A 26916-nucleotide genomic window follows, 5' to 3' on the forward strand; every position below is an offset into this window, starting at 1 on the left:
TCAATCGGAGTTTTTTGTTGAACTGCTATTTTTTAGCCGTTTCTGGCTTTAATACTGCGATAATACGATTTTTAGTTAAATATTTCTTTGCTACCTCTTGTACTTCTTTTGCTGTTAATGCTTTTAGATTTTTTTCAAAATCTAACGCTTTTTCAGGGTTTTCTTGTGAAGTGTAAGCGTCTGATAATACATCTAACCAATATTTATTTTCCTTTAAAGATTTAGTGTAATCGGTCATTTCACCTTCTTTAAATTTGTCTAAATCAGCTGCCTCTGGCCCGTTTTGTTGAATTTTCTCAACTTCTTTCAACGTTAATTCAATTAATTTATCGGCATCAGCAGGATTTGTAGGATACGAAATAGAGAAATTGTATGAACCATACGGTAATTTGTTTAAACCTCCTCTTGCTCCGGCACCATACACGCCACCTTCTTTTTCACGCAACTCTTCGATTAATTTAATTGTCAGAATTTCACCTAATGCTTGCATTGCCAAGTCTTCTTTTTCAGAATAAGTAGTTTCTCCGGTGTATGAAATTCTTACGGTTGCCTTGTCATCGTTTCCTTTGAAAACCTCTTTTTTGTGAACTCCTGTAATGGCACGAATACCTGAATCTTTAAACGTTTCTTTTCTGTTTAAGGCAGGTAATGAAGCTAAATATTTTTCAGACAGCGTTTTCATTTGCTCGTCGGTTACATTTCCAACAAAGAAAAATTCAAAATCGCTTGCATCGGCAAATCGTTCTTTAAACAATTCGTATGCTTTTTTGTAATCGGTGGTTTCCCAATCTTTTTCTTCAGGTGGAAACGATATATAACGCTCATTATGTCCAAACATAAAATCTGATACTTCCTTAGAGAAATATGTTTCCGGACGCGACATGATGTTGGCATAAAATGACTTTGATTTACTTTTTTCAGATTCATACGCTTTTTCATCGTAATTTAAATCTGTGAAGTAAGCATAAATCGATTGGAATAAAAATTCTAAATCTTTTGGTGTAGAATTTCCATAGAAACCTTCAGTCATTCCTCCAACATAAGGTGTAACACGATAAAGCTTCCCAGTGTTGAATTTAGACAACGCATTTTGATCCATACCGGCAATACCGGCTTGTGGTACAGCGCTTGTTGCTAAATTGATGCTTTTGTATGTTTTGGTATCCAATAAATTAAATCCACCAAAACTTGCAGCGTCAAATAATACCTCGTCATTTTTAAAATCGGTCTTTTTGTAAGTAACCTTAGCGCCGTTAGAAAGTTCTAAAGTGGTTGTTCCTAATTTATCGTTCTTTGAAGTTTTAACCACTTTGCCCGGTTTGATTTCATTACGGATTAACGATTCGGCAACAGCTACATCTTCATAAGGTGTAATTTCAACTTTTGATACATCTAAAGCCGCTAAAACCTCTTGTTCGGTCGGTGTTTTTAAGCCGTCTTTTTCAGGACCCATTAAGATAATTACTCTGTTTTCATCTTTAATGTATGAATGAATCACCTTGTTTACATCTTTTAAGGTAATGGTTGGCAGTAATTCTTTTACCAAATTATATGAATATTCAATAGATGGAATTGCTTCACCTTTTAAGAAATTGTTTTGGTATCGACCTAAATATACCGATGAGTTATTTTTATCTCTATCATTGTACATTTTTTCATACGATGCCAAATATTCGTTCTTAGCACGATCTAATTCTGTTTGCGTAAAACCAAATTTACGTGCACGCTCATTTTCAGTAGCTAATGTTCTCACAGCTTCTAACTGTTTGTCTTCGGCTGTCATTGCAATCGACTGAAAAGCCTCTTTACCACGCCCTAACAAACTTCCGTGATAACTGTAACCGTAAACAAATGGCGGGTTGGCATCGTTTGTATATTCTTCTAAACGGGCATTCAGCATTCTTGAAAATAATCCCTCAATAAAATCGGTTCTGTAATCGCCCACAGTTGTTGACGGTGTGCTTTTTTCGTGGTCTTTGTAAAAAATCTGAACCATTGAAGAGGTTGCTTCTTTATCGGTGTTTATAGAAACAAAAGTTTCTTTGTGGTTAGGAATGTCAAATGTTTTACGTTCTTTAGCGTTTTCAGGATTTTTATATTTTCCAAAATGATCCTTGATCTTCGCTTCCATTTCATCAACATTAATATCCCCCACAACGATTACTGCCATTAAATCAGGACGGTACCAATCTTTATAAAATTGTCGGATTTCTTCGTGTTTAAATGTTTCCAGATTTTCTTTGGTACCAATAGGTAAACGTTTCGGGTATAATGAATTATGAAGCATTTTTGGTAAATAGTTTTTCATCATACGCTCGTTAGCTCCCAAACGGGTACGGTATTCTTCGATAACCACACCGCGTTCGTCGTCAATATCATTTGCATCCAAGTTGGCATTGAAAGCCCAGTCTTCTAAAATTTGGAATCCTTTGTCTAATTTTACGGGATCGTCAGACGGGATCGGTAAGAAATAAACAGTCTCATCAAAACTGGTATACGCATTTAAATGCTGACCGAATTTAACGCCGATACTTTGTAGATAGTTGATTAATTCGTTTTTAGGAAATGTTTTGGTTCCGTTAAAAACCATGTGTTCCATGAAGTGAGCCAAGCCTACTTGCTTGTCGGTTTCTAAGATGGACCCGGCGTTTAAAACCAAGCGTAAATCTACTTTTTTTTCTGGTTTTCCGTTTTTGCGGATGTAATAAGTTAAGCCGTTGTCTAATTTTCCGATACGAACATCTGGGTCATTAGGGATTTTTTGATTTAGATCAGCAACTTGAGCCCATAAAGAAGCCGGTAGCACAAGTAACGCTAAAGTAATTTTTTTTAAGTTCATTTGTGATGTTTTTGAATTTTGATAAAAATAGATAAAATAGTTAGATAATTAAATTCAAAACTGATAATGAATTGTTAAAAAATAAAAAGACTTCCGTGATTGAAAGTCTTTTTTGATAAAAATGTTATAATAAGTTTAATCCGTTGGTAATTAAATGAGCAACTTCTGGTCGGTTTTCCTTTACCTTTTGCAAATGTTCTAAAGATTTGTCATGTATTGGTAAATTTTTGAGTTTTGATAGCTCAACGATTTCTAAAGTTAACAGCCAGTCTTGCGGATGATGATTGATTAATTCTTCTAAGATTTGATTTAAATCTTCATTGGTTTGCTTTTCACGGTAATCTCTTACTCTTTTATAAAGTTTTTCTAAGGCTTCTCGCTCTTCCGTTTTTTTAGATTTAATAGTTTTGGTCGATGGAATGTGCGTAATCATATCAAAACTATTAATATCGGCAGGACCTGAGAATGCCGAAACAATTTTTTTACCAACTGCCATATCGTAAGTTCCCCATTCTGGTTGAAACAAAATATCGTTGTTATGTGTAACTGTGCAGTTTTTAAAGCTTATTAAGATGATTTCGCCGCGTAAGTTTCTTGATCCTGTGATGATTTCGCCCGAAACTTTAATATCACCCTCAAACTCTAATTCAACATGATTTCCTTCGTAAATATTATATGCCTGTAAATCGCGCGGACTCATATCTTCAATAGTCAGATTGATGTTTTTTAAACGACCAATCGGACTGCCAAATCCTTCTGAATGATGGGTTGTTCCATGATTTACCAATTCTTTTTCACGGTAAGCCAACGCCGTTTTTCCTGTCGTTTGAATATAGACGGGTTTACCATCATGTTCAATAACATTTGTGAAAATGCCCGAAATTTGCAAACCGGTAGAAAGTTCGATTGTTCCTAATGCTTTAGAGTTAATCAGCTTTTTAAGTCCGCTTAATCCTCCCGTGCGTAAAGCCATTTTATTTGCAAACTCTTCTAAAACCATGCTTAATTGGGCAAAGTCTTTAGTAACGTATAATTGAGGTTGAGGTTTTGTAATATCGAAACCTTGATAAGCGGCATCTATACTATAAGGTAGCTTTTTAACTTTGTCTGTCATGCACCATTCGCTTTCACCGATAGAAGATAATAAACCGGCACCATATATTTTAGGGTTTTCAACAGCTCCAATCAAACCGTATTCTACCGTCCACCAGTGTAAATTACGAATCAATGCCATTTCTGATGGTTCAGTGGTTTTCGCTTGTAATTCGTCAACTTTTGTACGAATACGTTTTAACTCACTTTCCGGGGTTCCTTCTGCCTCCTCTAAAATCGATAATTCGCGGATGGCTTCATAAATTTCATAATCATGAGCCGATGAGATGGCTTTGCAACCAATTTCGCCAAATCTACGTAAATATTCAGCATATTCGGGATTAGCGATAATCGGTGCGTGTCCGGCACCTTCATGAATAATATCGGGAGCAGGTGTATATTCAATATTTTCTAACTGACGAATGTCTGAGGCAATAACCAATACATTATAAGCTTGAAATTCCATAAAAGCATTTGGTGGAATAAAACCGTCAACCGCAACTGCAGCCCAACCAATTTCTTTTAAAATACGGTTCATGCCATACATACTTGGAATGCTTTCTATTGAAATCCCCGTTTTCTTTAAACCATCTAAATAGGAAGAATGTGCAACCTTAGATAGATAATCAACATTTTTGCGCATTACGTAACGCCACACCGCTTGGTTTATAGGCGTGTAATCTTCGTAGTTTTGTGGTTTAATAAACTGTTTAAGGTGTTTAGGTAAACGATCAATTAGCGGATTGGTTTCAAAATGCTCGTTCATATTTGGATGATGTTATTATAATTTATAATCTTCAAAAATAATGTATTTTTATTACTTTCGATATATTAAGGTGTTAATTCCGGTAGATGTTAAAAAAAACATTTTTTTGTACGAGGTGTTGTTTATTAAAAATTAATTCCTAATTTAGCGTTATAAATTAACAATAAAATAATATAAATCTATTATTATGAAAAAAGTATTTTTATCAATGGCAGCAATTGCTTTTGTTGCTGTAGGTTCTTTAACGGTGACTTCTTGTGGAAGTGATGATTCTAATCCAACTCCTCCAGAACCACCGGTAACAACAGGTAGTAAATTTACATGGGCTGGTACTGATTATACTATGGATATGACAACTACAGGAGTAGTCGTTAATGCTGAAAATCAGATGATTGGTTATAATATTGGAACTGAAGAAGAACCAGTACTCGCCACTCGGTGGATTTTTATTTCTCACGAAGGAGAAGGTACTTCAGATTGGCAAACAGCTGAGAATGCTCTATGGACTCAAATATTTGTTCCGGTAAATGGAGATACTCCTGTTTATCCGCAAGAAGCTGAAGAGGTTTTCTTACTAGGAACCGAAGTTATAGTTGGTGGAGAGTCAGTTGCTGATCCAGAAGGAATCACAGCGTTTAATATTAACATCGCTGTGTGGGATGAAGAAGGAGAGAAAATTAACTACACAACTTCAACTACTTTTGCAGAGGGTACAGTTAACTTAGATTTTGATGGACTTATGTATGGACCATTAGGATTTACATTATCAGGAGGGAAGTCTGCTTCTAATTTTACATCTTTTAAAGCAACTCAATTGACAAAAAAATCTGTTGATTTAAACAATGTTGAAAAAATTGATAATACTAAATTAACAAAAGTTGTAAAATAGTAAACATTTTAAATAAAAAACAGAGTGAAAACTCTAGTCATGGTCGGAATAAAATTCCGGCCATTTTTTATGCTTAAGTTTTGAACACTTTATCGGGATTTCCACCTGCGAAAACGATTAAAACAGCTGTAATCATATCTCTAAGTTCCATTGCAATGCGTCTTTTGGCTGTTTTGTAACCTAAGTTATTTGCTTTTTTGTAAATCAAAAGCAACATAGCGGCAATCATTGTCATGTAAAGCATTACTTCGATTCCGTTTTTGTTAAGTGAAATCAGATGGCTTAAATTTAGTTCTTGTTTCATAAATCTGAAGAATACCTCTATATCCCAGCGTTTTTGTAATAATCTGAAATTTCTTTAGCTGATAGCTCAAATTCATTCGTTAGGAACCAAAATTCTTTGCTTGTTGTTTCATTTTTGATGATTACCAACCGAAAATCTGTTTCTACTTTTTCTTCGCGATGATGAATATTTCCTCGTTTATTCAAAATTGGTTTTCCAGTGTAAAGCTTTACTTTACTGTCTTTTATAAGTTTCCAATCATCCCATTTCTGATCTTTTTCATCAAGAAAAGATTCTAATTCCTCAAATTTTCGATTTTCTTTTGAACGAATAATGAATTTCACAGACTTTTCTTCAAAGTGTTTCATTGTTCTGGTCGATTGTAAACCTCTATCTATGACATAAATATTATCGTGATGTTCTTCTTTTTTAACTTGTTTTAAAATAGCTTCGGGAAGTGCTGATTCTTCAGAAGAATACTTTTGACCTGTAAAAACTTCAACTCCCGAAGGTAGAATTCCATCAAACGAGAAATTAAATTTCACCAGTTTTTTACCGCTTTTCTGATCAATTCCCTCTTTAAGTTTGTTGCAAGTATCAGCAACAATGGTACTATCAACCCTAATTAAATTGTATTTTTCGATTTCAGTCTTCGAATAAAGTGCTGAAAACTGACCGTACATTTGTTCGTAAATCTCTTTAAAATAATTGGAATCTATCTTTGAAATCCTCTCGGAAATTGAACTTCTGCGTATTTTTTCTTCTTCTCCTAATCCAAATAAAGCTTTGAAACCACTACTGTTAAAGGTATCTTCTAAAGTTCTCTGACTCAATTTTTCATTATCAAAAATACAGAACAGAAGTAAGTAAAACATTTTCTTTCCATGAAGAACCTTACTGTAGTAATCTACTTTGGTTGTTGTTGAAAGATGACTTAAAAGTGCTTCTGGAATAAATTCCAAAACTTGTTTAAGAGAAATTTTGTGGTCTTTAAAAACAGACATAAATATTTGATTATCAGTAATAAAGATACAAAAAAACAAGCGTTAAAACAAGACAAATCTCTAAAAATCAACTAATTAAATTAATAATTTATAATGGATAAAAAAGAAAAAGTCGGAAGAAATATCTTCCGACCATGACTAGTGAAAACTCTGTTTTTTTATGAGTAAAATTTTTGTTAAAAAAGCGAAGCAATATATATTACTTCGCTTTTTGATTTTACTTTTTTAATGGTAAGGTGTAAAAGATTAGTTATTACTGCTTGGAATTAGTTTTCCTTTAACTTGTACAGCTTCCTCTTTACTTAATTCTCTAGCCTTATCAGTAGTTTCTGTATTAATTTTACCTTGAGCTTTTGTTACCTCTTTAGAAAGTTCTCCTTTGGTTTTCTCAACCTTCTTCTCAGCATTTTTTACAGTGCTTTTAGCAGCATCTCCTGCTTTTTTAGCGGCAGCGTTGGCTTCTTGTTTTACTTCTTCTGCAGTAGAGATAGCTTCACCTTTTAAAGTAGCCAAAGCAGCTTTAGCTTCGTTTAATTTTTTAGTTGCAGCTTGTTTTTCTTCAACTGTTACAGCTTTGTCAAACTCTGCCTGAGCTTCTTTTATTCTGGCTTCTAATGCTTCTACTGAGTCTTCAACTTGTTCTTCAATAACATTTAAAGTATCTTCAACTTGTTCTGTGATTGAATCTAATTTGTTGTCTAAATTTTCTTGTGCAGCATCTTTTTTACAAGATGTGAATACCAATCCACCGATTACTGCCATTGATAAAACGATTTTTTTCATACTATAAAAATTTTATTTGAGTTTAATATGCAAAATAAAACAATTTTACGGATTCTTTTTAAGAAAACGTAAAAAAAACTTTTAAAATTGAACATTTTATAAATCATTACTATCTTTACAAGAAACAGAAACATGTTCTTATGCGAAAAATAGTATTTCTTACCTTGTTATGTGTGCATTTTATTTCGGCTTTTGCGGTGTCTGATCCTTACTATATTAAATCGGTTTCTTTTAACCAGGGAAGTGAATCTTTAATTCCTATTTTCAGATTAAACGAATCTTTTCAGTTTAGTTTTGATGATTTAACCGGAACAGAATCTGATTATTATTATAAAATTGTGCATTGTAACAGAGATTGGAAACCGTCTGGCTTAAATATAACAGAATATATAAACGGAGTGCAGGATATTCGAATTTCAAACACCGAAACATCTTTTAATACTTTTCAGGCTTTTATACATTATAAATTGACGTTGCCTAACAGAAATACCCGGATTTTATTATCGGGAAATTACATGTTGGAAATTTACAACGTTGATGATGAAAAAGTTATTCAACGAAAGTTTGTGTTGTATGAAGATTTGGTTTCCGTTGGATTGGAAGTAAAAAAAACACGGGATTTGAAAGTAACAGATTTTAAACAGAATCTTTATCTGACAATTGATTTTGGTTCTATGCAACTTCAAAACCCAAAGCAAAATGTAAATGTTGTGCTGTTGCAAAATGGTCAATGGTACAATGCGTTAAATAATTTAAAGCCGCAATATATTATAGGTAGCCAATTTGTTTATCGATATGATGAAGAAACAAATTTTTGGGCGGGAAACGAATTCCTTTACTTTGATAACAGCGATATAAAACAAGTAAATAATACCATTGGAAAAATAACCAGAAACGATCTGTTTGAAGTTTTTTTGAGAGATAAATACCCGTTAAAAGAAAGTAATTTCTACACATATTATCAAGATGTTAACGGAGCTTTTAAAAGCAGAAATGCATTGCAAACCAATGGCGATACAGAAGCAGATTATGTCTGGGTTTATTTTAGTTATCATTTAGATAAATTGCCCAATAACCAAAAACTGCATGTTGTGGGAATGTTTAACGACTATCAGTTGAACAATGATTCTGAATTAAAGTTCGATGAGGCTTCACAATCTTATAAAACAGCCCTTTTGTTAAAGCAAGGTTTTACAAATTATAAATACGTGATCGCAAAAAACGACGGAACCGTTTTAGAAGAGCTAAACCCCGATGGAAATTACTTTGAAACCGAAAATCAATACCATGCGTTGGTTTACTATAAAACGGACTCTGACCGATACGACCGCATTATTGGTTTGGGTAAGGCAGACAGTAAATTGATAACTAATTAAAAATTAATTCGTAAATTTGGATAAATTCTAAAAAATGGTTTCAAAAATCACAAAAGGGATAAAAGTAGTTGTAAAAGTGCGTTATGCCGGACAAAGCCTGCGTTTAAATACCCTTTTAAATTTTTTTAACTATGAAATTAGTATTGAAAACAGAAATAACAATACAGTGCAGCTTTTACGTAGGTATTGGTTGATTAAAGATTCTTTAAATAACGATGTGACTGTGGAAGGAGAGGGTGTTGTTGGAAAAACACCTGTTATCAATCCAGAGGGAATTTTTGAATACACTTCCGGATGTTCCATTATGGGATATACAGGCAGTATGCAAGGATATTTTACTTTTGTCGATCTAAGTACTTCAGAAATTTTTCACGTAAAAATACCACTGTTTAATATGAGTATTCCAAAAATATTTAACTAAAATAAAATAACTAAATGTCTACAGGATTTTTTAATGTTCCGGTTGCCGTGAACGAACCCGTAAAAACATACGCTCCGGGAACAGCTGAGCGCGAAGAAGTTCAAAAAACTTTTAAAGAAATGTATCAGTCCACGGTTGATATTCCTTTGTATATTGGCGGAAAAGAGATAAGAACAGGAGCAACAAAAAACTTGTTTCCCCCGTTTGATCATCAACATCACTTAGGGGTTTATCACACAGCCACAAAAGACTTAATTCAAGATGCGATTGATTCAGCATTACAAGCACGTGTAAAATGGTCTCAAATGGCTTGGGAGCACAGAGCTTCAATTTTTCTTAAAGCAGCCGAACTAATTGCTGGTCCGTACCGTGCAAAAATTAATGCAGCAACCATGATTGCACAAGGAAAAACGGTTCATCAGGCAGAAATTGATGCAGCATGTGAATTCATAGATTTCTTGCGTTTCAATGTACAATACATGACTGAAATCTACAAACAACAACCTATTTCTTCAAAAGGAATCTGGAACAGAGTAGAGCAACGTCCGTTAGAAGGATTTGTATATGCCATTACCCCGTTTAATTTTACAGCAATTTCAGGAAATCTTCCTTCGTGTGTTGCCATGATGGGGAATGTGGTTGTTTGGAAACCGGCAGCTACGCAAATTTATTCGGCAAATGTTATTGTAGAAGTGTTCAAAAAAGCAGGACTTCCTGACGGGGTAATCAATGTGATTTATGGCGATTCTGCTATGATAACCAATACCGTTTTAGAATCACCTGATTTTGCAGGAATTCATTTTACAGGTTCAACAGGTGTTTTTAACGATTTCTGGAAAACAATTGGTCAAAATATCAGTAAATATAAAACATATCCAAGAATTGTAGGAGAAACAGGTGGAAAAGATTTCGTATGGGCACATCCATCATCAAATGCGAAAGAGGTTGCTACAGCCTTATCTCGCGGAGCTTTTGAATATCAAGGACAAAAATGTTCAGCGGCATCTCGTGCATATATTCCGGCTTCATTATGGAACGATGTGAAAAATTTCGTTATCGAAGACGTCAAATCCTTTAAAATGGGATCTCCTGAAGATATGGGGAATTTCATTTCTGCAGTGATTACAGAATCTTCTTTCGATAAATTAGCAAAAGCTATTGATGATGCCAAAGCGTCAAATGAGGCTGAAATTATTGTAGGTGGTGGTTATGATAAATCAAAAGGATGGTTTATTGAGCCAACGGTAATTGTTACCACAAACCCTAAATACGATACTATGGAACGCGAATTATTCGGTCCGGTTTTAACAGTTTATGTGTATGAAGATGACAAATGGGAGGAAAGTTTACAATTAGTGGACAGAACTTCCCAATACGCTTTAACAGGAGCTATTTTCTCTGGTTGTCGTTACGCAATTGAAACAGCTACAAAAGTATTAGAAAATGCTGCAGGTAACTTCTATATCAACGACAAACCAACCGGAGCGGTAGTAGGTCAACAGCCGTTTGGTGGTGCAAGAGGTTCAGGAACCAATGACAAAGCAGGTTCAATGATTAACTTATTGCGTTGGGTTTCGCCACGTACCATTAAAGAAACATTTGTTCCGGATACAGATTATAGATATCCTTTCTTGGGATAAGAAAATAAATAAAATTTTAGAAAAAGATTCAACGGTTTCGTTGGATCTTTTTTTATTTGAATGTCTTTAGATTTCTGTGAAAAGTGTTAAAACAAAAAAATCTGATTACTTCTTGCAATCAGATTTTTGTCGGGGTGGCAGGACGAATCTGCGCACACTCAAATATCTATATGTCAATATGTTGACTTTCTTTAAAAAGAACTACTCACCGTTTAACTCACATATAATTTGTGATTCGATGTTGCAAATTTAATCATTTAATTTGATTGAGCAATACAATTTGGTGATTTTTGATTTAAACCTCAAAATCACTAAAGCGATTTTTCTGGCTCATTTTTTCAAATAAAAAGATTAACAAGGTTCAAAGTTATATAATAAAGCAATCAGACTTAAAGTCTCTTTATATCCGTTAAATTTGCGTTTACTAAAGGGGCTTTTCAAAGTCATTTCATACTGAATATTTATAAAATAATCTCCACAGTTGGGTGAGATTTATGGCAAAAATCTTCCCACAGGTGGGGTGAACTTGGGTAAAGGTATCACTTAATATAATGATGTTTGTGTATTAATTAGGGATAAACTGAATTTGAAATTCGGTATTGATCACAAAAATTATGGGCTATGCAGCATTCTTTACACACCATTATTTTAGAGATACATAATAAGGAAGATAAGATTTTATCACAGAGCAAAAGGTTGATTGATGAGGCTTATGAAATGACCTTGTATCTACAAGACCTGTTATTTGAGGTCAAGAAATATATTGCTAAAAAGGGCTTTCAAAATGATGGGGAAGAAATAAAATTCTTCCGAACCATCAAACCCCAAATACTTGGAAAACTCATCTACTACAATAAAATTTACCGGATTGAAACGACCTGTCCGGTCAGCAACGGCAAAATGTATTACAGTTACTTTTCGACTCAATTAGCCAATCTTAAAAGAGAGTACATTGAGCATATCTGCAATTCAGATTTTTATAGGTACTATCGTTCGGGGCGTACGGACCGTGACGACACCTATTTCAAAAGAGGCAACATAAATTACCACGACGGTCTGAACAGTATCGTCTTTGAAATTGATCCCGAATTTTCTACTTTCTACGATTACAAGACCGCAAGGATTATCGCCAACGAATTGCTTTATACCTATCTGCTGACGAAAATCAATCCAGATGAAAATCCCGATGCTATTTTACAAAAGCCGGAAAACGCCAAAGATATTTTTTGGACAGAAAGCAAAAACGCACTTGTCGAATTGATATATGCCCTGTATGCTTCGGCAGCAGTTTCGCACGGTAAAAACCGGTGTCCGAAAAATCAGTTTGATGTTCCAGATACTTTTTGGCATTACGCTCGGTGACCTGCACCACGCATTCCACAGAATGAAAACCCGAAGCGGTTCCCGAACGGCATTCTTGGACCAGCTTAAAACTTCATTGGAAGAATATATGGATAAAGACCTTTAACCCAATGCAGGTCTTTTGTTCAGGGCAGTGCATTGTTGTGTACTGCTTTTTTGTTTATACCATAAGCCAATGTATGTCAATTGGCAAATGATGGTATAAACCATCTCCTAAATACTCGAAATTCTTTTTAAGCCCTACCAAACAAGGGTTTCTCCCAATTGCAAAAATTTTCAAAAAACAGCCAAACCAATTGGCAGGGCTTGGCTGATAAACACTGCCACGCTTCCCAATTTTGCATGGTGAACATTAAAACTTATCGACTATGAATATTGACAGAATGGAATTTATAGCGTGGATGGAACGCATCATGGACAGGTTTGATATGTTGGGCGACAATATTGACGATTTAAAAAAGAAACGCAATAGCATAGACGGAGAAGAACTGCTCGATAACCAGGACCTGCTGCAAATGTTGAAAATCAGTAACCGTTCCCTGCAACGCTACCGCTCCATAGGTAAACTACCTTACTATACCATTAGCGGAAAACTGTATTACAAGCTATCCGATGTGCACCAGTTTATCAGGGAGAGTTTTAACAAGTAAAACGCCAATGCGTGCCAAATACTGCCTTTGACTGCCACTTCGGGCGATGCAGTAATTGCTTCATTTACTTTCGGCAATAAAACTTTAAACTTTTCAGATTATGAGTGAAGAAAAAGAAACAGAAAACCAACAGGTTGCTTCCGAACAGTTATCGGATATACTTTTAGTGCTGGATAAAGAAAAAATGAAAATCCAAGCTGTAAAAAGTATTGACAAAAGCGGAAAAATGGAAACGGTTGACCCTACGAAGAAGAACCAAAGCGAGTTCATGCGGGTGGATAAACACGGTGATTTCGTGACCAATTTCCTTTCCAATTTTTGGAGGCAGTTAAAAGACCCTACCAAATTTGCTCTTTTCAAAGTTTCGGCTGACGAAGCCGTAGAGAAAGCAAAAGAATTTCAGAATCAAATAAACAATCCAACTGCCGAAGGCAAAAAGAAAATGGAAAAGCATGAAGTGAAAAATGAACCCGAACAAGAGCAAAAACAAGAAAATAAAAATGATATGACAAAAACAGAGACAACCCCGGAAACAAGCGAGTACCGCTTCCAGCCGGAACAGATTGATTGGGAAACAATGAACAATCTCGGATTAAGCAAGGAATACCTTGAGAAAAAGAACCTCCTTGACCCACTATTGAGGGGTTACAAGACCAATGAGCTTGTACCTATAAGCGTTAATCTTGGCGGTGCGGTCGTCCGTACAGATGCCCGCTTGTCTTTACAGTCCACCCCGGAGGGGGACGTTGTGGCAGCGGTACACGGTATCAGGCGTGAACCCAACTTAAACTTTGAGTTTTTCGGACACAAGTTCTCGGACGAGGACAAACAGAACTTACGTCAAACAGGCAATATGGGGCGTGTGGTCGATCTGATAAACTCCAAAACAGGCGAATTGATGCCGTCCATCATTAGTGTGGACCGGCTTACCAATGAGCTGATTGCTTTGAAAACAGATTTCATCAAAATCCCCGATGAGGTTAAAGGTATAAAACTAAATGACGAACAAAAACAAACCTTAGTGGAGGGCAAACCCCTGTTCATTGAGGGAATGATTTCTACAAAAGGTACTCCCTTTGATGCAAACGTACAGTTCAATGCGGATAAACGGTATGTGGAATTTCTGTTTGACCGAAGCAACAATAACAGGCAAACCCAAAACAGCCAACAGGACAATCAGCAAAGCAGGTCGCAGGAAGCCCCGAAAACCTTTAGGGGAAAGGAACTGGAGGATGAACAATACAACAAGTTCAAAGACGGTCAAACAGTTTACATTCCGAATTTGGTCGATAAGAAAGGGCAAACTTATAACGGCTATATCACATTCAACAAGGAAACAGGAAAAACCAACTTTGAGTTTCCCAACCAATACAAGGAACGGATAAAACCTACAGAAGCCCATAAAACGCAGATTGCCGTCAATTCCGAGGGCAAGACCAACGAAGCGACCAAGAATATCAAAGAGCCTCTACAGAAAGGGCAGCAAAGACCGAAAAACGAAAAGCAACAGGAGCAACAGAACAAACCCAAAGCACCTGCAAAATCAAAGGGTAGGAAAGTGAGTTAGGTATGAAAACAATTATCGCAGAAAAACCAAGCGTAGCAAGGGAAATAGCCGGCTTGTTGGGTGTTTCCGAAAAAAAGGACGGTTATCTAACGGGCAATGGCTATTTCGTTACGTGGGCATTCGGACACCTTATCGGTTTGGGAATGCCCGAAGATTATGGGATTTCGGGATTTGACAAGGCTTCCTTGCCGATACTCCCGAATCCGTTTATTTTGACTGTTCGTAAGGTCAAAAAAGACAAAGGTTATACAGCCGATACTGGAGCATTAAAGCAACTGAAAGTCATCAAGGAGCTATTCCATAAAAGCAACAGTATTATCGTAGCTACCGATGCAGGTCGTGAGGGTGAACTTATCTTTCGGTACATTTATGAATATCTGAAATGCCGTAAGCCCTTTCAGCGGCTTTGGATAAGCTCGCTTACTGAAAAAGCAATCAAGCAAGGGTTTGACAGCCTGAAAGACGGTAAAGAATTTGACGGCTTATTTCAGGCTGCACAAGGCAGAAGCCGTGCCGATTGGCTGATCGGCATCAATGCGACACAGGCATTGAGTATAGCCGCTGGCAACGGCATTTATTCGCTGGGCAGGGTGCAAACACCTACATTGGCTTTGATTTGTAAACGCTATCTGGAAAATAAAAATTTCGCTATTAAAAAGTATTGGCAAATTCAGCTATTGCACCGCAAAGAGGATATTGATTTTAAGAGTATCTCAAAAACCAAATGGAACGAACAAAAGCTTGCGGAAGATACATTACGACTGGTCCAAAGACACGGAACCGCAACGGTCATATCTGTGGAAAACAAAAACACCACGGAGCAACCCCCCTTGCTTTTTGATCTCACAGGCTTGCAAAAAGAAGCCAATAAAAAGCTGAACCTGTCGGCAGAGCAAACACTCAATATTGCCCAGAACCTTTATGAAAAGAAATTTATTACCTATCCACGTACCGGAAGCAAATATATACCCGAAGATATGTGGAGTGAGATACCTAATCTTGTAAGAGCGTTACAGGACAATGATAACTTTAAGCAAGCTATTTCTAAATTAAAATGGGGTCGCTTCAATAAACGTGTCGTGAATGACCTGCGTGTAACAGACCACCACGGAATACTCATCACGGACAAAGTGCCGTCTGCACTCAATGCCGACGAAACAAAGGTTTATGATATGATTGCCTTTCGACTGCTCGAAGCTATCTCTCAGCCTTGCATTAAAGAAATAACGGATATAGCATTGGAAGTATCACACTACGATTTTATGCTAAAAGGCTGTAAAGTTTTGGAAGCGGGCTGGCGTTCGATCAAAGGAACATTTTCGGACGAAGATAACGAACCCATACAAGATCTACCCGAACTGAAAACGGGCGATGAGTTGAAAATAAAAGAAGCCTCCGTTTTGGAAAAGACAACCAAACCGCCTGTGCTTTATACAGAAGCCGGACTATTGTCGGCAATGGAAAACGCAGGCAAAGAAATCGAAAGCGAGGAAGAACGGAAAGTCCTGCAAAACATCGGTATAGGTACTCCAGCGACACGGGCGGCAATAATTGAAACGCTGTTTACCCGTAGCTATATCCAACGGGAAAGGAAATCCTTGATCCCGACCGAAAAAGGATTACTGGTATATAGATTAGTGAAAGACAAAAAAATTTCGGACGTAATGATGACTGCCGAATGGGAACTGGCTTTACAGAAAATCGAAATCAACGAAGTAGATGCAAGCGTATTTCTAAGCGAAATGGAAACCTATGCGAAATCCATTACCGAAGAACTGCTACAAACTTCCATCGCCAGTATAAACCTGCCGAAACTTACCTGTCCGAAATGCAAAAATCAGCAACTTATTATCCGTGATAAGATTGCCAAATGTCCTGACGAAAGCTGTAAATGGATACAGTTTAGAAATGTTTGCGGTGTGCAGATTGGCATAGCCGACATAACAAGCCTTGTCAATAATGGTAAAACTTCACTTATCAAAGGAATGAAAAGCAAAGCCGGAAAGAAATTCGATGCTTATATCGTATTGGATGATGAATGCAAAACAACCTTTGAGTTTGATAATAAAAAAGCTAAAAAAAAATGACCGATATTATCATATCCCAAAAAGAAATTGCTCCGCTTATCCACACCATTAGGGGTAAACAGGTCATTCTCGACAATGATTTAGCAATGCTCTATCAGGTAGAAACAAAAGGGTTAAACAGGGTTGTAAAGCGAAACAACAACCGCTTTCCCGAAACTTTTTGCTTTCAACTTACCGAACACGAAGCAAAATCTTTGAAGTGCCAATTTGGTACTTCAAACGTTGGACGGGGCGGTCGTCGTACGCTACCCTTTGCATTTTGTGAGCAAGGAGTGGCAATGATGTCCGCATTGTTGCGGAGTGAAGTAGCTGTACAGGTAAGCATTGAGATAATGAATGCGTTTGTAGAAATGCGGAAAATGCTTATCAGCAACGCTTCGCTGTTTCATCGTCTGGACAATATAGAACTGAAACAATTACAAGCCGACCAAAAATTTGAGGAAATCTTTAAGGCTTTGGAAAGCGACAAGCTCCACAGCGAAAAAGGTATTTTCTACAACGGACAGGTTTTTGATGCCTATACATTTGTTTCCGATATTGTCCGAAGTGCAGAAAGTTCCATCATCCTGCTTGATAATTACGTGGACGATACGGTATTGACCTTATTGGGCAAACGCAATGACAATGTAACCGCAACTATTTACACCAAAAGCATCAGCAATCAGCTACGGTTGGACTTGCAACGTTACAACAGCCAATATCCCCCGATTGAGATTAAGACGTTCTCCGATGTGCACGACCGCTTTTTAATCATCGACCAAACAGAACTGTACCATATCGGAGCATCGCTCAAAGATTTGGGTAAAAAGTGGTTTGCTTTTTCGAAAATGGATATAGAAGTCGGCAGAATGCTTCAACTCTTGAATAAATAAGGTTAATTATCCTACTGTAATACCATCATAAAAATATTCAATAATATATTTTTCAAAAGAATCTATAAAATCAAAAGATTTGATATTTTCCTTTCCAATTTCGTGAAATTTATCAATTACATTATGTATATTCAGATGGTCATCCATAAAGTTAATTATTTGATTCTGATAAAGTTTTCTTGAAATCATTCTTGGAAGTCCATATTCTTCAAGTTGATAAACAACAGATGGTAAAAAGGCGTGAGATACTTTGGATACAAAGGGGGAAACGTCAGTTCCATTATCAAGAATCTCTCTTTGCAAGATATTAATATCACTAATTAGTGATGATAAGTTGAACGCAGCTATTCTTTCAAGTTTAAAAAATTGTTCAATATCTATATCAAATTCATCTAATTCGTCCAACAATTCAGGAATTGTACTTCCCCAATTTTCGACTAATACCTTTACGAACTCTACAAATTTTTTATGTTGAAGACCATAAGCTCCGTCACCCCATTCACCTGGTTGTAAGCTGATGATTTTCCATAGTAGTCTATCCCAAGATTCAGGGTCATCCGAGTTTAGGTATGAAAGTCCATTCCAATCTTCAGGATTTGCTTTCATTTGTCTTGCTGTTTCTTTTATGAAATCAGAGTTATTTGATTGGAAAATATTTTCTTTCAATAGTCTATCATAAGTTTCCTTTCCTAAAATTTCATACATTTCACCTTTGAATGTTATTATTTTTGAAATCTGTTCATTATTTAAACTTGAACTATAAATATCTTCATCCAAATCACCTAAAATAGTATCTGGAAATGGAATATCGAGTTGAGTTGCATTATCTTGAGGAGGAGCTTCGAGCAAATATATTTTCCCTATAAAATATTTAAACATTCTTCCACTTCTGCCGATAATATTTTTATAGGTAAAACTATCTAAAATACTATTGCTTCCACTTTTACGATTTCTCCAAATAACAACATTTTCAGCAGATGTATTAACTCCCTCAATTATTGAAGAGGTTGAAATAATATTATTTAGCCCATCTTGTTCTTCAAATAACTTGACTTGTATTTGACTAATTGAACGATGTAGCTGTCCGTTATGAATTCCAACACCTCTTTTTACAAGATTGGTTAATTTCCAGTTTGCTCCATAGTTAGTGGTAAGCCAATTAGCAAAATCAATTAATAATGGTTTTTCAGAAATAGGAAGCCGTTCATTTAAAAGATTTGAAACTTTATCAATTTGAGGATATGAAGCTGCATATATCAGAGATTTTGTTTTTGTTTCTTCGAGAATGTTTAGTAGAATTTCTCCTTTTTGGAGTTCTTTTTCAATTTTGTCCCCTGCAATTTCTTTGTACTTTTCAAATATATCCAGATAAACCGTGTTGAATCCTAATTTATCTTCGAACTCCATATCTTGCGTAAATACATTGTCTCCTATTGAAGTAATATTCGGAGCAAGAAAATACTTTTGCTTTGATTTATGTCCAAGTTTGATGATTGCTTTTAACAACGAAGGAGACCTTGATTTGTCGTAATCGGAACTTGCCTTATAAAATTCATCTATTATTAAAATATCAATACTGTCAATCTTATTGATATAATTCATTGCTCTTTCTTGAGGAAATATAAAAATGTTTCTTTCCGCCAATTCTACCTCAGTCGTTGTAATTATCTTGTATTTATGGGCAAATTTCTTGTATAAACGCCTACGGGTTTCATCTGTCAGTGCTATAGTTGGTACAATAATCACTACATTATCAGGGTCTTTAATGGAAATAAAAGCATCAATTACAAAACTTTTCCCAAAACTGGTAGGTGCACTTACCGCAATATTCTCTCCATTAACTAATCTTTTTAATAATGAAGATTGCTCTCTGTGTAGCGTTGACTGTTTTCCTCCTGTATCAACTTTAAAGATTTCATAAACAAATCTGTCTTCCCAATTAGCCGTTTCTGCTTTTAAATATGGATATAATCCCGTATGACGAATCAAGTGATTTACCAATGGAGAATATTCAACATTGTTTCTTTCGTGATAATCAAGAAGTTTAATTAATTCATTCCTTGCCTGAACTTCTTGATTTGAGTTCAAGAGGTCGTTTATTATGTGACAAGATTCAAATATTTCCATAGGTCAAGAGTTTTTATAAAAGTCTGCAATAGAAATAAATCTATCTACAATTGTCTTTTTTAACGGTACAGGAAAAAGAACTAAATGAAATTTAATTTCAGAATAATGTGGTATAGCCCCCAGCTTATTTATTTGTTTAGAAAAAAATGCTTCAGCCCTGTTTTTGTGATAATTTATCATTTCAATTTTATAGTCATCAGAAAGAGATGTTTGCTTTTGTGTTATTTCACATTCGTGTAAAAGCAATATTGGAATATGTAACTTTGGCTTTATAAGGTCGATAGATTCTCTTGGAGAAAGAGAGGTTTTTATTTCATTTCTTAATTTTTCGTCACCAATTAATGAATCAATATCAGATACATTTGTGATAATACTATTTTCCTTTTTTAATTTATCCGTTAATAGTGAGTTTTCTACAGATGTGATTATTTCAGCGAGTCTGGCATCTTCTATGCTATTATAAAATTTAGCTTCACCAAACCATATAGAAAAATCATTACCATTTTCAATAATTATATGCACACTGTCAGCACCTTTAGCGTTGTCTTGGGCATTCTGTTTATAAAATATTTTAGGAACGACTGGCAATGCCTTGAAATGATGTTTCATTATAGCATAAAGAATAATTTCTGCAATCTCACTTCCTTTACTAATATCGCCTGATTTATCGGAAAGTCTCAAGTTTTTTGCAGCATAAGTCAATAAAGAATGGTGATTATTAACCAGACTTTCTCTCTCTTTATGAGATAAAGAAGTTTCGGCTATATTATCCCATATAAAATTCTGAAAATGATTGTATCTCCATTCTTTATCCTCAAAGTTATTTATCATACTAATCACACTCTTGTTCTCTACAGGAGTTAAACTCTTGTCGAAACAAAAGTCTGTAAAAGGGTTGTTTATTAATATTTCAAAATTCATCTTATCTGCCTATAGGTTAGGAATAATTATTACCCATTTCTATAGGTAAATTATGGTTACAAAAGTAAACAATAAATCCTTTACTATTAATTTAATACGCCAAATCCTGCCTCTCAACGCCAAACCGTGCCACATCTTCAAAGGAACTTATCTACCGCTATAATTTTAGGCTTTCAGTAAAATTCTAAACAAAATCATAGTATGAGTACACAGCAAAAAGATCTATCGTATTTCAGATTACGATTGCAGGAACACCTTAACGGTAGCTTTCCTGAAAAAGCTCACGACCAAAAATTTATCGACCAGCGTTCTTCGTGGGCTGCCAATGCTTACGAGGGTGCATTCCGTTCGGGAAACCCGATTGAGCAATGCAACGAGATAGCCAACTACATACTTTTTGAGGGCTTGCATTTCTCCAAGTTTGATACAGTTTTCCAAGTAGTATGCAATGAGTTTGATACCCTGATGGCAGACGAGGAACTACGACCGTTCGCCCTTAAAATGCTCCCTGTCTGTGAGCCTGTTTTTTCAAGATATACACTAACCGATGATTTCGCATATGGTTATGAGTTTGACCTGCTCTACACCGAACTAACCGGAGCAATCGCAATATGGATAGAGGAAAATGGGCTTCAGTAAACGCCAACACCTCCAACAGAATATTGATGCCCTGCGGATTGCTTTTACATTGGAAAAGGAGAAACGACAAGCCACCGTAGGCGAAAGACTGTCATTGATGCGTTACAGCGGATTTGGCGGTCTTAAATTCGTTCTGAACCCCGTAGAAAACGAAACAGACATCAACCATTGGCGAAAAACCGAACACGATTTATTCCCCATTACGCAGGAACTCCACCGACTGCTCAAAGAAAACTCCGAAGACGATAAGCAATACCGCCGATACGTGGACAGTATGAAAAGCTCCGTACTGACGGCTTTTTATACACCACCACAGGTTATTGATGCGATTTCTGAAACTTTGCGTGAAAGCGGTGTAAATATTCAGAAATTTTTAGAGCCGTCCGCAGGGATTGGGTCTTTTATCCAATCCTTTTCGGAAAACCAACAAACCAAAGTTACCGCCTACGAAAAGGACTTGCTGACAGGCAAAATCCTAAAACACCTTTATCCCGAAAGCACTATCCGTGTAAGCGGTTTTGAGGAAATTCCCGAAAAGGAACAAAACAGCTATGATGTAGTTGCCAGCAATATTCCGTTTGGCGATACTTCCGTATTCGATTTATCCTTTTCCCGAAGCAAGGACAGTGCAAAAGTACAGGCAGCACGAAGCATTCATAATTATTTCTTCTTGAAAGGAAACGATATGCTCCGTGAGGGCGGTTTACAGGCTTTCATTACTTCGCAAGGCGTTTTAAACAGTCCGAAGAATGAACCGATACGCAGGGTGTTGATGGAAAACAATAATCTGGTTTCGGTTGTCCGGTTGCCCAACAACCTGTTTACGGAATATGCAGGTACGGAGGTCGGAAGCGATTTGATCATCCTACAAAAGAATACGGCAAAACAAAATCTGACCGAAACGGAAGAACTGTTTTGCCAAAGTAAACAGACCAAATACGGTACGCCAAGCAATGCTTTCTTTCAGAATGGTACGAGGGTCATACATACCGACCGTAAAATTGATACCGACCCCTACGGACAACCTGCAATCATTTATACACATAAGGACGGAGCTGAGGGCATTGCCAAAGATTTGAAGCAAATGCTTTCCGAAGATTTTGGAAACCGTTTGGACTTGAGCTTATACATAGGCGAACGGAACGATGAGCCATTGGTACAAATTCCTGTTACGCCAACACCAACGGTTACACCTCCGGTCGTAGATGTAACCCCTGTAAGCATTCCCCAAAAGCCACAACCCGAAATCCGTCTGGAAAGCCTACAGGAACCGAAGCAGCTGAGCATTTTTGACCTGTTTGAAAATGCGAACGAGCCTGTAATGGTGGTTGCTCCACCCAAAAGAACTACGCAAGCCAAAAGACAAACCGCTAAAAAAAGACGAGGTACAATAGGTCTTCAAACCGACCTGTTCGGCGGTGCGATGCAACAGCCTTATATACCGCCAAAACCTAACGGAACTACAAACGGCACAACTCAAATAAACGGCAAAAAACAGGAAGCTGTCGGCGATCTGTTTTCGGGTTTGGGTCGGAATGGCCACGTGGATAAGCAAATCGTTACCAATATTGCCATCAACACCATTCCAGAGCCTGCTCCGTACAGTGGCGAACTGCAACCGTTCCACCGAAACGACTGCCTTGTCGTGGATAACGGTTGGGTCGGTCATCTGCAAGATGTGGATACGCAGGACGGTAAGGCTGTGTTCCACCCTTTACAACTGCCTTCCTTACAGAAAGCACGAGCCGAAGCGTATATCGGGGTACGTGATGTTTACCAACAGCTTTACATCAAAGAAGCGGAACTACAAACCGAGCATAAGGAAGAAAGGGAAACCCTTAACCGCTTATATGATGCCTTTGTCAAAAAGTACGGAAACCTCAACAGTGCAGACAATATCAAACTCATCAAAGCGGACAGTGCAGGTAAAGAAACACCCTATCTGGAGCGTGTCGTTGGCGGTGTAATCCATAAGGCAGATATATTCAGCCGTCCTGTTAGTTTTTCCACCGCAACCATAGCAACCGACAATCCCGATGAAGCGTTAGCGGCTTCGCTGAACAAATACGGTAAAGTCAATCTTGACTATATGTCCGAAATCAGCAGTATGCCCATTGAGGAACTGACGGCTGTATTACACGGTCGTATTTACTATAACCCTTTACAAAAGGAATATGAAATAGCCGAACGCTGGGTTGCGGGCAATGTTGTAGAAAAAGCCAAAGCCGTCAAAGACTATATCGACACCAACCCCAATGATGATGTAGAGGCTGTTGAGAGTTATGAAGCATTAATAGCCGCCCGACCAAGACGTATCGAATTTGAGGAACTCGATTTTAATCTGGGTGAACGCTGGATACCCGCAGGTATTTATGCCCGGTTTGCATCGCACCTGTTCGATGCGGAAGTCCGTGTACATTATTCGGATAGTGCCGATGACTTTTCGGTAACCTGCAAACAGAAGAACGTACATATCTGGGATAAATATGCGGTCAAAGCCCAAAGCCGGACGTACGATGGGATTGCCCTGCTCAAACACGCCCTCGTCAATACCACGCCCGATATTTCAAAAACCATAACGATAGATGGCAAAGATGCCAAAGTGCGGGATATGGAAGCCATACAGATGGCGAATACCAAGATTGACGAAATCCGAACCGCCTTTACCGACTGGCTCCACGCCCAGAACGATGAGTTCAAAACAAGGCTGACCGACCAATACAACGATACGTTTAACTGTTTCGTCCGCCCTAACTACGACGGTACACATCAGGAATTTCCGGGATTAGACCGTAAGGGATTAGGTATTGAAGACTTGTATTCGAGCCAAAAGGATGCCGTTTGGATGATAAAGCTGAACAACGGTGCTATCTGCGACCACGAAGTAGGTGCAGGAAAGACGTTGATAATGTGTACAGGGGCACAGGAAATGAAGCGTTTGGGACTGGTCCACAAACCGATGATTATCGGGCTGAAAGCGAATATACCTGAAATTGCCGAAGCCTACCGCACCGCCTATCCTCACGCCAAAATACTTTATCCGGGCATTGATGATTTTACCCCCCAAAAGCGGTTACGGATTTTCGGTGATATTAAAAACAACGATTGGGATTGCGTAATACTCACACATGATCAATTCGGAATGATACCCCAATCGCCCGAAATACAAAAGGAAATTCTCCAAATCGAACTGGACAGTGTAGAACAAAACCTTGACTTCCTACGGAGCCAAGGCAATGAAATAACCAGGGGGATGCTTGCCGGAGCGGAAAAACAAAAAGAAAACCTCGAAGTAAAGCTTAAAACCCTCGCGCACGATATTGAAAACCGCAAAGATGACATAGTGGATTTCAAGATGATGGGTATTGACCACTTGTTTGTGGACGAAAGCCACCAATTCAAAAATCTGATGTTCAACACACGGCATTCGAGAGTTGCGGGATTGGGCAATCAACAGGGAAGCCAAAAGGCAATGAACCTGCTTTTTGCTATCCACACCATTCAAGAACGAACCAATGCGGATATGGGTGCAACTTTTCTTTCGGGTACCACCATTAGCAATTCATTGACGGAACTGTACCTGTTGTTCAAATACCTGCGACCTCGAGCATTGGAAAAACAAGGAATTAATTCCTTTGATGCGTGGGCGGCAATCTATGCAAAGAAAACAACCGATTATGAGTTTTCGGTCGCCAATAATATCGTGGCAAAAGAGCGTTTCCGCTACTTTATCAAAGTGCCGGAACTCGCTCAATTCTACTCCGAAATCACGGATTACCGTACCGCCGAAATGATTGGAATAGACCGTCCCGAAAAGAACGAGATATTTTACAACATACCTCCAACTCCAGACCAGGAGAAGTTTATTGAAAAGCTGATGGAGTTTGCCAAATCAGGCAAAGGGGAATTACTTGGCAGAGAACCGCTATCTAAAAAAGAAGAAAAAGCAAAAATGCTTATCGCTACGGACTACGCCCGAAAGATGTCTTTGGATATGCGAATGGTAAACCCCCATTACCAAGACCACGTCGATAACAAAGCTTCCCATTGTGCAGATAATATTGCTAAATATTACAATAAATTCAATGCACAGAAAGGCACGCAGTTCATCTTCTCGGATTTGGGAACATACAAGCCAAATCAGTGGAATATCTACTCCGAAATCAAACGTAAGCTCGTGGAAGACCACGACATACCTGCACACGAAATCCGCTTTATACAGGAAGCGAAGAATGACAAGCAACGAAAAGAGCTAATCAAAGGAATGAACGAGGGCAAAATCCGTGTCCTTTTCGGTTCTACGAGTATGCTCGGTACAGGTGTGAACGCACAGAAAAGAGCCGTTGCCGTACACCATTTAGATACGCCGTGGCGACCGTCCGACCTTGCGCAAAGGGACGGTAGGGCTATCCGCAAAGGCAATGAGATTGCCAAGCATTTTAACGACAATAAAGTGGATGTAATCATCTATGCCGTTGAAAAATCGCTGGATAGTTATAAGTTCAACCTGCTGCACAACAAACAGCTATTTATTGACCAATTAAAATCCAACAATCTTGGTAAACGGACGATTGACGAAGGTGGTATGGATGAAAAGTCGGGTATGAATTTCTCGGAATATGTAGCTATCCTTATGGGCAATACCGACCTTTTGGACAAAGCTAAAATAGAGAAACAGATTGCCGGATTGGAAAGCGAAAGGCAATCGTTCAATCGTTCAAAATCAAGTGCCAAGTACAAACTGGAAGATTATGAGGCAGAACTTGGAAAAGCCCAATCCCGCTATGACCGTATGAGCCTTGATTGGAATAATTTGCAGGGACGTATCCAAAAAAACACTGACGGTTCCGTTGCCAACCTTATTAAATTAGACGTTTTGTCGCCCAATGCGGATATAAAACAAATCGGTGCAAAGCTCAATCAGCTTGCCGACAAATCCCGAACGGGTGGGGATTATGAAGAAATCGGTAATCTGTATGGCTTTCAACTTTTGGTAAAAACGGAAATGTCGCAAAAAGAGGGGGTGGATATTCGTGTAAACCGTTTTTTTATTCAAGGTGAGGGTACTATCAAATATACATTCAACAATGGTGTAATGGCAAAAGATCCCGAAACAGCTTCACTAAATTTTATTAAAGCATTGGAAAAGCTGCCCACCTATATCAGAAAAGAACAGGAGAATATGGCAGATTTCCAAAAAAACATTCCAATACTTAAGGAAGTAATCAATGGTACGTGGACAAAAGAAAACCGACTTAGCGAACTCAAAACGGAGTTGGCGGCAATTGAGCGGAAAATACAGTTATCTATCACTCCGGAACCAATAGAAAAGTCTACAGAACAAGTCGAAAAGCAGCAAGAAAATCCAAAGGCTATGGAAAGCGTAGTACCGACAAAAAGTATTTATATGTCACGGGGAGTATTGTAAAAACATTTACCCATTCATACATTTTCCTAATCACAACATCTCAGGTTCGTTCAATTTATTTCTGGACTGTGATTCATTTCAAAATTGATGAATAAATAGTAGCATAAACCACTACATTACAGAAATAATCTTACACCCACATATCTTATCTGTAGCTCGTTTTGAATCCA

At 37.5% G+C, this 26916-nt stretch carries 15 protein-coding genes and 2 pseudogenes; 11 read left to right on the forward strand and 6 right to left on the reverse strand.

Going from position 1 to position 26916, the window contains the following annotated elements:
- Positions 1-25: 25 nt before the first annotated feature.
- Entirely contained in the window at positions 26-2839 is a 2814-nt protein-coding gene (locus BLW20_RS04955; RefSeq protein ID WP_091096991.1) for a M16 family metallopeptidase, read from the reverse strand.
- Between the two features lie 124 nt (positions 2840-2963).
- On the reverse strand, positions 2964-4697 hold the full coding sequence (locus tag BLW20_RS04960) for an aromatic amino acid hydroxylase (protein ID WP_091096993.1): 1734 nt from the start codon (positions 4695-4697) through the stop codon (positions 2964-2966).
- Between the two features lie 187 nt (positions 4698-4884).
- Between BLW20_RS04960 and BLW20_RS04965 the strand changes: the two genes are divergently transcribed.
- A complete protein-coding gene (locus BLW20_RS04965) occupies positions 4885-5586 on the forward strand; it encodes a hypothetical protein (RefSeq protein WP_143037737.1) in 702 nt (233 codons plus the stop codon).
- A gap of 73 nt (positions 5587-5659) precedes the next feature.
- On the opposite strand, the pseudogene BLW20_RS04970 reads toward BLW20_RS04965, so the two are convergent.
- Both BLW20_RS04970 and BLW20_RS04975 read right to left on the reverse strand, forming a co-directional pair.
- Positions 5660-6873: pseudogene (locus tag BLW20_RS04970) on the reverse strand (IS4 family transposase).
- Positions 6874-7119: 246 nt separating this feature from the next.
- Entirely contained in the window at positions 7120-7656 is a 537-nt protein-coding gene (locus BLW20_RS04975; protein ID WP_091096998.1) for a hypothetical protein, read from the reverse strand.
- 140 nt (positions 7657-7796) lie between these two features.
- Between BLW20_RS04975 and BLW20_RS04980 the strand changes: the two genes are divergently transcribed.
- The 8 genes and pseudogenes from BLW20_RS04980 to BLW20_RS05015 all read left to right on the forward strand — a co-directional run bounded on the left by BLW20_RS04980 (position 7797) and on the right by BLW20_RS05015 (position 17631).
- On the forward strand, positions 7797-9032 hold the full coding sequence (locus tag BLW20_RS04980; protein ID WP_091097000.1) for a type IX secretion system plug protein: 1236 nt from the start codon (positions 7797-7799) through the stop codon (positions 9030-9032).
- A 34-nt stretch (positions 9033-9066) separates the two neighbouring features.
- A complete protein-coding gene (gene apaG / locus BLW20_RS04985; RefSeq protein ID WP_091097002.1) occupies positions 9067-9453 on the forward strand; it encodes a Co2+/Mg2+ efflux protein ApaG in 387 nt (128 codons plus the stop codon).
- Between the two features lie 14 nt (positions 9454-9467).
- On the forward strand, positions 9468-11093 hold the full coding sequence (pruA, locus tag BLW20_RS04990; RefSeq protein ID WP_091097004.1) for an L-glutamate gamma-semialdehyde dehydrogenase: 1626 nt from the start codon (positions 9468-9470) through the stop codon (positions 11091-11093).
- 621 nt (positions 11094-11714) lie between these two features.
- Positions 11715-12561 (forward strand): annotated as a pseudogene (locus BLW20_RS04995) (RteC domain-containing protein).
- Positions 12562-12823: 262 nt separating this feature from the next.
- Positions 12824-13105: a helix-turn-helix domain-containing protein gene (locus tag BLW20_RS05000; RefSeq protein WP_002993296.1), complete on the forward strand. Its 282-nt coding sequence runs from the start codon at positions 12824-12826 to the stop codon at positions 13103-13105.
- A 100-nt stretch (positions 13106-13205) separates the two neighbouring features.
- A complete protein-coding gene (locus BLW20_RS05005) occupies positions 13206-14672 on the forward strand; it encodes a DUF3945 domain-containing protein (protein ID WP_091097006.1) in 1467 nt (488 codons plus the stop codon).
- A gap of 2 nt (positions 14673-14674) precedes the next feature.
- Positions 14675-16759: a type IA DNA topoisomerase gene (locus BLW20_RS05010; protein ID WP_091097008.1), complete on the forward strand. Its 2085-nt coding sequence runs from the start codon at positions 14675-14677 to the stop codon at positions 16757-16759.
- Positions 16756-17631 carry an ORF6N domain-containing protein gene (locus BLW20_RS05015; RefSeq protein ID WP_091097010.1) on the forward strand — a complete coding sequence of 292 codons (876 nt, stop codon included), beginning with the start codon at positions 16756-16758 and terminating at the stop codon, positions 17629-17631. Before BLW20_RS05010 ends, BLW20_RS05015 begins: the two co-directional genes overlap by 4 nt.
- A gap of 6 nt (positions 17632-17637) precedes the next feature.
- Here the strand turns inward: BLW20_RS05015 and BLW20_RS05020 are convergent, their stop codons facing one another.
- The gene (locus BLW20_RS05020; RefSeq protein ID WP_091097012.1) at positions 17638-19758 is read right to left on the reverse strand and encodes a DEAD/DEAH box helicase; all 2121 of its coding nucleotides are present in this window, start codon (positions 19756-19758) and stop codon (positions 17638-17640) included.
- A gap of 3 nt (positions 19759-19761) precedes the next feature.
- Positions 19762-20589 (reverse strand): HamA C-terminal domain-containing protein, encoded by an 828-nt coding sequence (locus BLW20_RS05025; protein ID WP_245725274.1) that lies wholly within the window; start codon positions 20587-20589, stop codon positions 19762-19764.
- Between the two features lie 291 nt (positions 20590-20880).
- Between BLW20_RS05025 and BLW20_RS05030 the strand changes: the two genes are divergently transcribed.
- Both BLW20_RS05030 and BLW20_RS05035 read left to right on the forward strand, forming a co-directional pair.
- Entirely contained in the window at positions 20881-21318 is a 438-nt protein-coding gene (locus BLW20_RS05030) for a DUF1896 domain-containing protein (protein WP_091097015.1), read from the forward strand.
- A complete protein-coding gene (locus tag BLW20_RS05035; RefSeq protein WP_091097017.1) occupies positions 21305-26746 on the forward strand; it encodes an N-6 DNA methylase in 5442 nt (1813 codons plus the stop codon). The genes BLW20_RS05030 and BLW20_RS05035 overlap by 14 nt, the downstream gene beginning before the upstream one ends.
- The last annotated feature ends 170 nt before the right edge of the window (positions 26747-26916 follow it).

The sequence above is a fragment of the Paenimyroides marinum genome, from assembly GCF_900108395.1.
GTDB classification, from domain to species: domain Bacteria; phylum Bacteroidota; class Bacteroidia; order Flavobacteriales; family Flavobacteriaceae; genus Flavobacterium; species Flavobacterium marinum.

What these genes read in the sequence shown, in the direction of transcription:
- BLW20_RS04975 (WP_091096998.1), bottom strand. Translation starts at nt 7,656, where the DNA reads ATGAAAAAAATCGTTTTATCAATGGCAGTAATCGGTGGATTGGTATTC.
- BLW20_RS04955 (WP_091096991.1), bottom strand. Translation starts at nt 2,839, where the DNA reads ATGAACTTAAAAAAAATTACTTTAGCGTTACTTGTGCTACCGGCTTCT.
- BLW20_RS05010 (WP_091097008.1), top strand. Translation starts at nt 14,675, where the DNA reads ATGAAAACAATTATCGCAGAAAAACCAAGCGTAGCAAGGGAAATAGCC.
- BLW20_RS05000 (WP_002993296.1), top strand. Translation starts at nt 12,824, where the DNA reads ATGAATATTGACAGAATGGAATTTATAGCGTGGATGGAACGCATCATG.
- apaG (WP_091097002.1), top strand. Translation starts at nt 9,067, where the DNA reads ATGGTTTCAAAAATCACAAAAGGGATAAAAGTAGTTGTAAAAGTGCGT.
- BLW20_RS05035 (WP_091097017.1), top strand. Translation starts at nt 21,305, where the DNA reads ATGGGCTTCAGTAAACGCCAACACCTCCAACAGAATATTGATGCCCTG.
- BLW20_RS05020 (WP_091097012.1), bottom strand. Translation starts at nt 19,758, where the DNA reads ATGGAAATATTTGAATCTTGTCACATAATAAACGACCTCTTGAACTCA.
- BLW20_RS05005 (WP_091097006.1), top strand. Translation starts at nt 13,206, where the DNA reads ATGAGTGAAGAAAAAGAAACAGAAAACCAACAGGTTGCTTCCGAACAG.
- pruA (WP_091097004.1), top strand. Translation starts at nt 9,468, where the DNA reads ATGTCTACAGGATTTTTTAATGTTCCGGTTGCCGTGAACGAACCCGTA.
- BLW20_RS04960 (WP_091096993.1), bottom strand. Translation starts at nt 4,697, where the DNA reads ATGAACGAGCATTTTGAAACCAATCCGCTAATTGATCGTTTACCTAAA.
- BLW20_RS04965 (WP_143037737.1), top strand. Translation starts at nt 4,885, where the DNA reads ATGAAAAAAGTATTTTTATCAATGGCAGCAATTGCTTTTGTTGCTGTA.
- BLW20_RS05025 (WP_245725274.1), bottom strand. Translation starts at nt 20,589, where the DNA reads ATGATAAATAACTTTGAGGATAAAGAATGGAGATACAATCATTTTCAG.
- BLW20_RS04980 (WP_091097000.1), top strand. Translation starts at nt 7,797, where the DNA reads ATGCGAAAAATAGTATTTCTTACCTTGTTATGTGTGCATTTTATTTCG.
- BLW20_RS05030 (WP_091097015.1), top strand. Translation starts at nt 20,881, where the DNA reads ATGAGTACACAGCAAAAAGATCTATCGTATTTCAGATTACGATTGCAG.
- BLW20_RS05015 (WP_091097010.1), top strand. Translation starts at nt 16,756, where the DNA reads ATGACCGATATTATCATATCCCAAAAAGAAATTGCTCCGCTTATCCAC.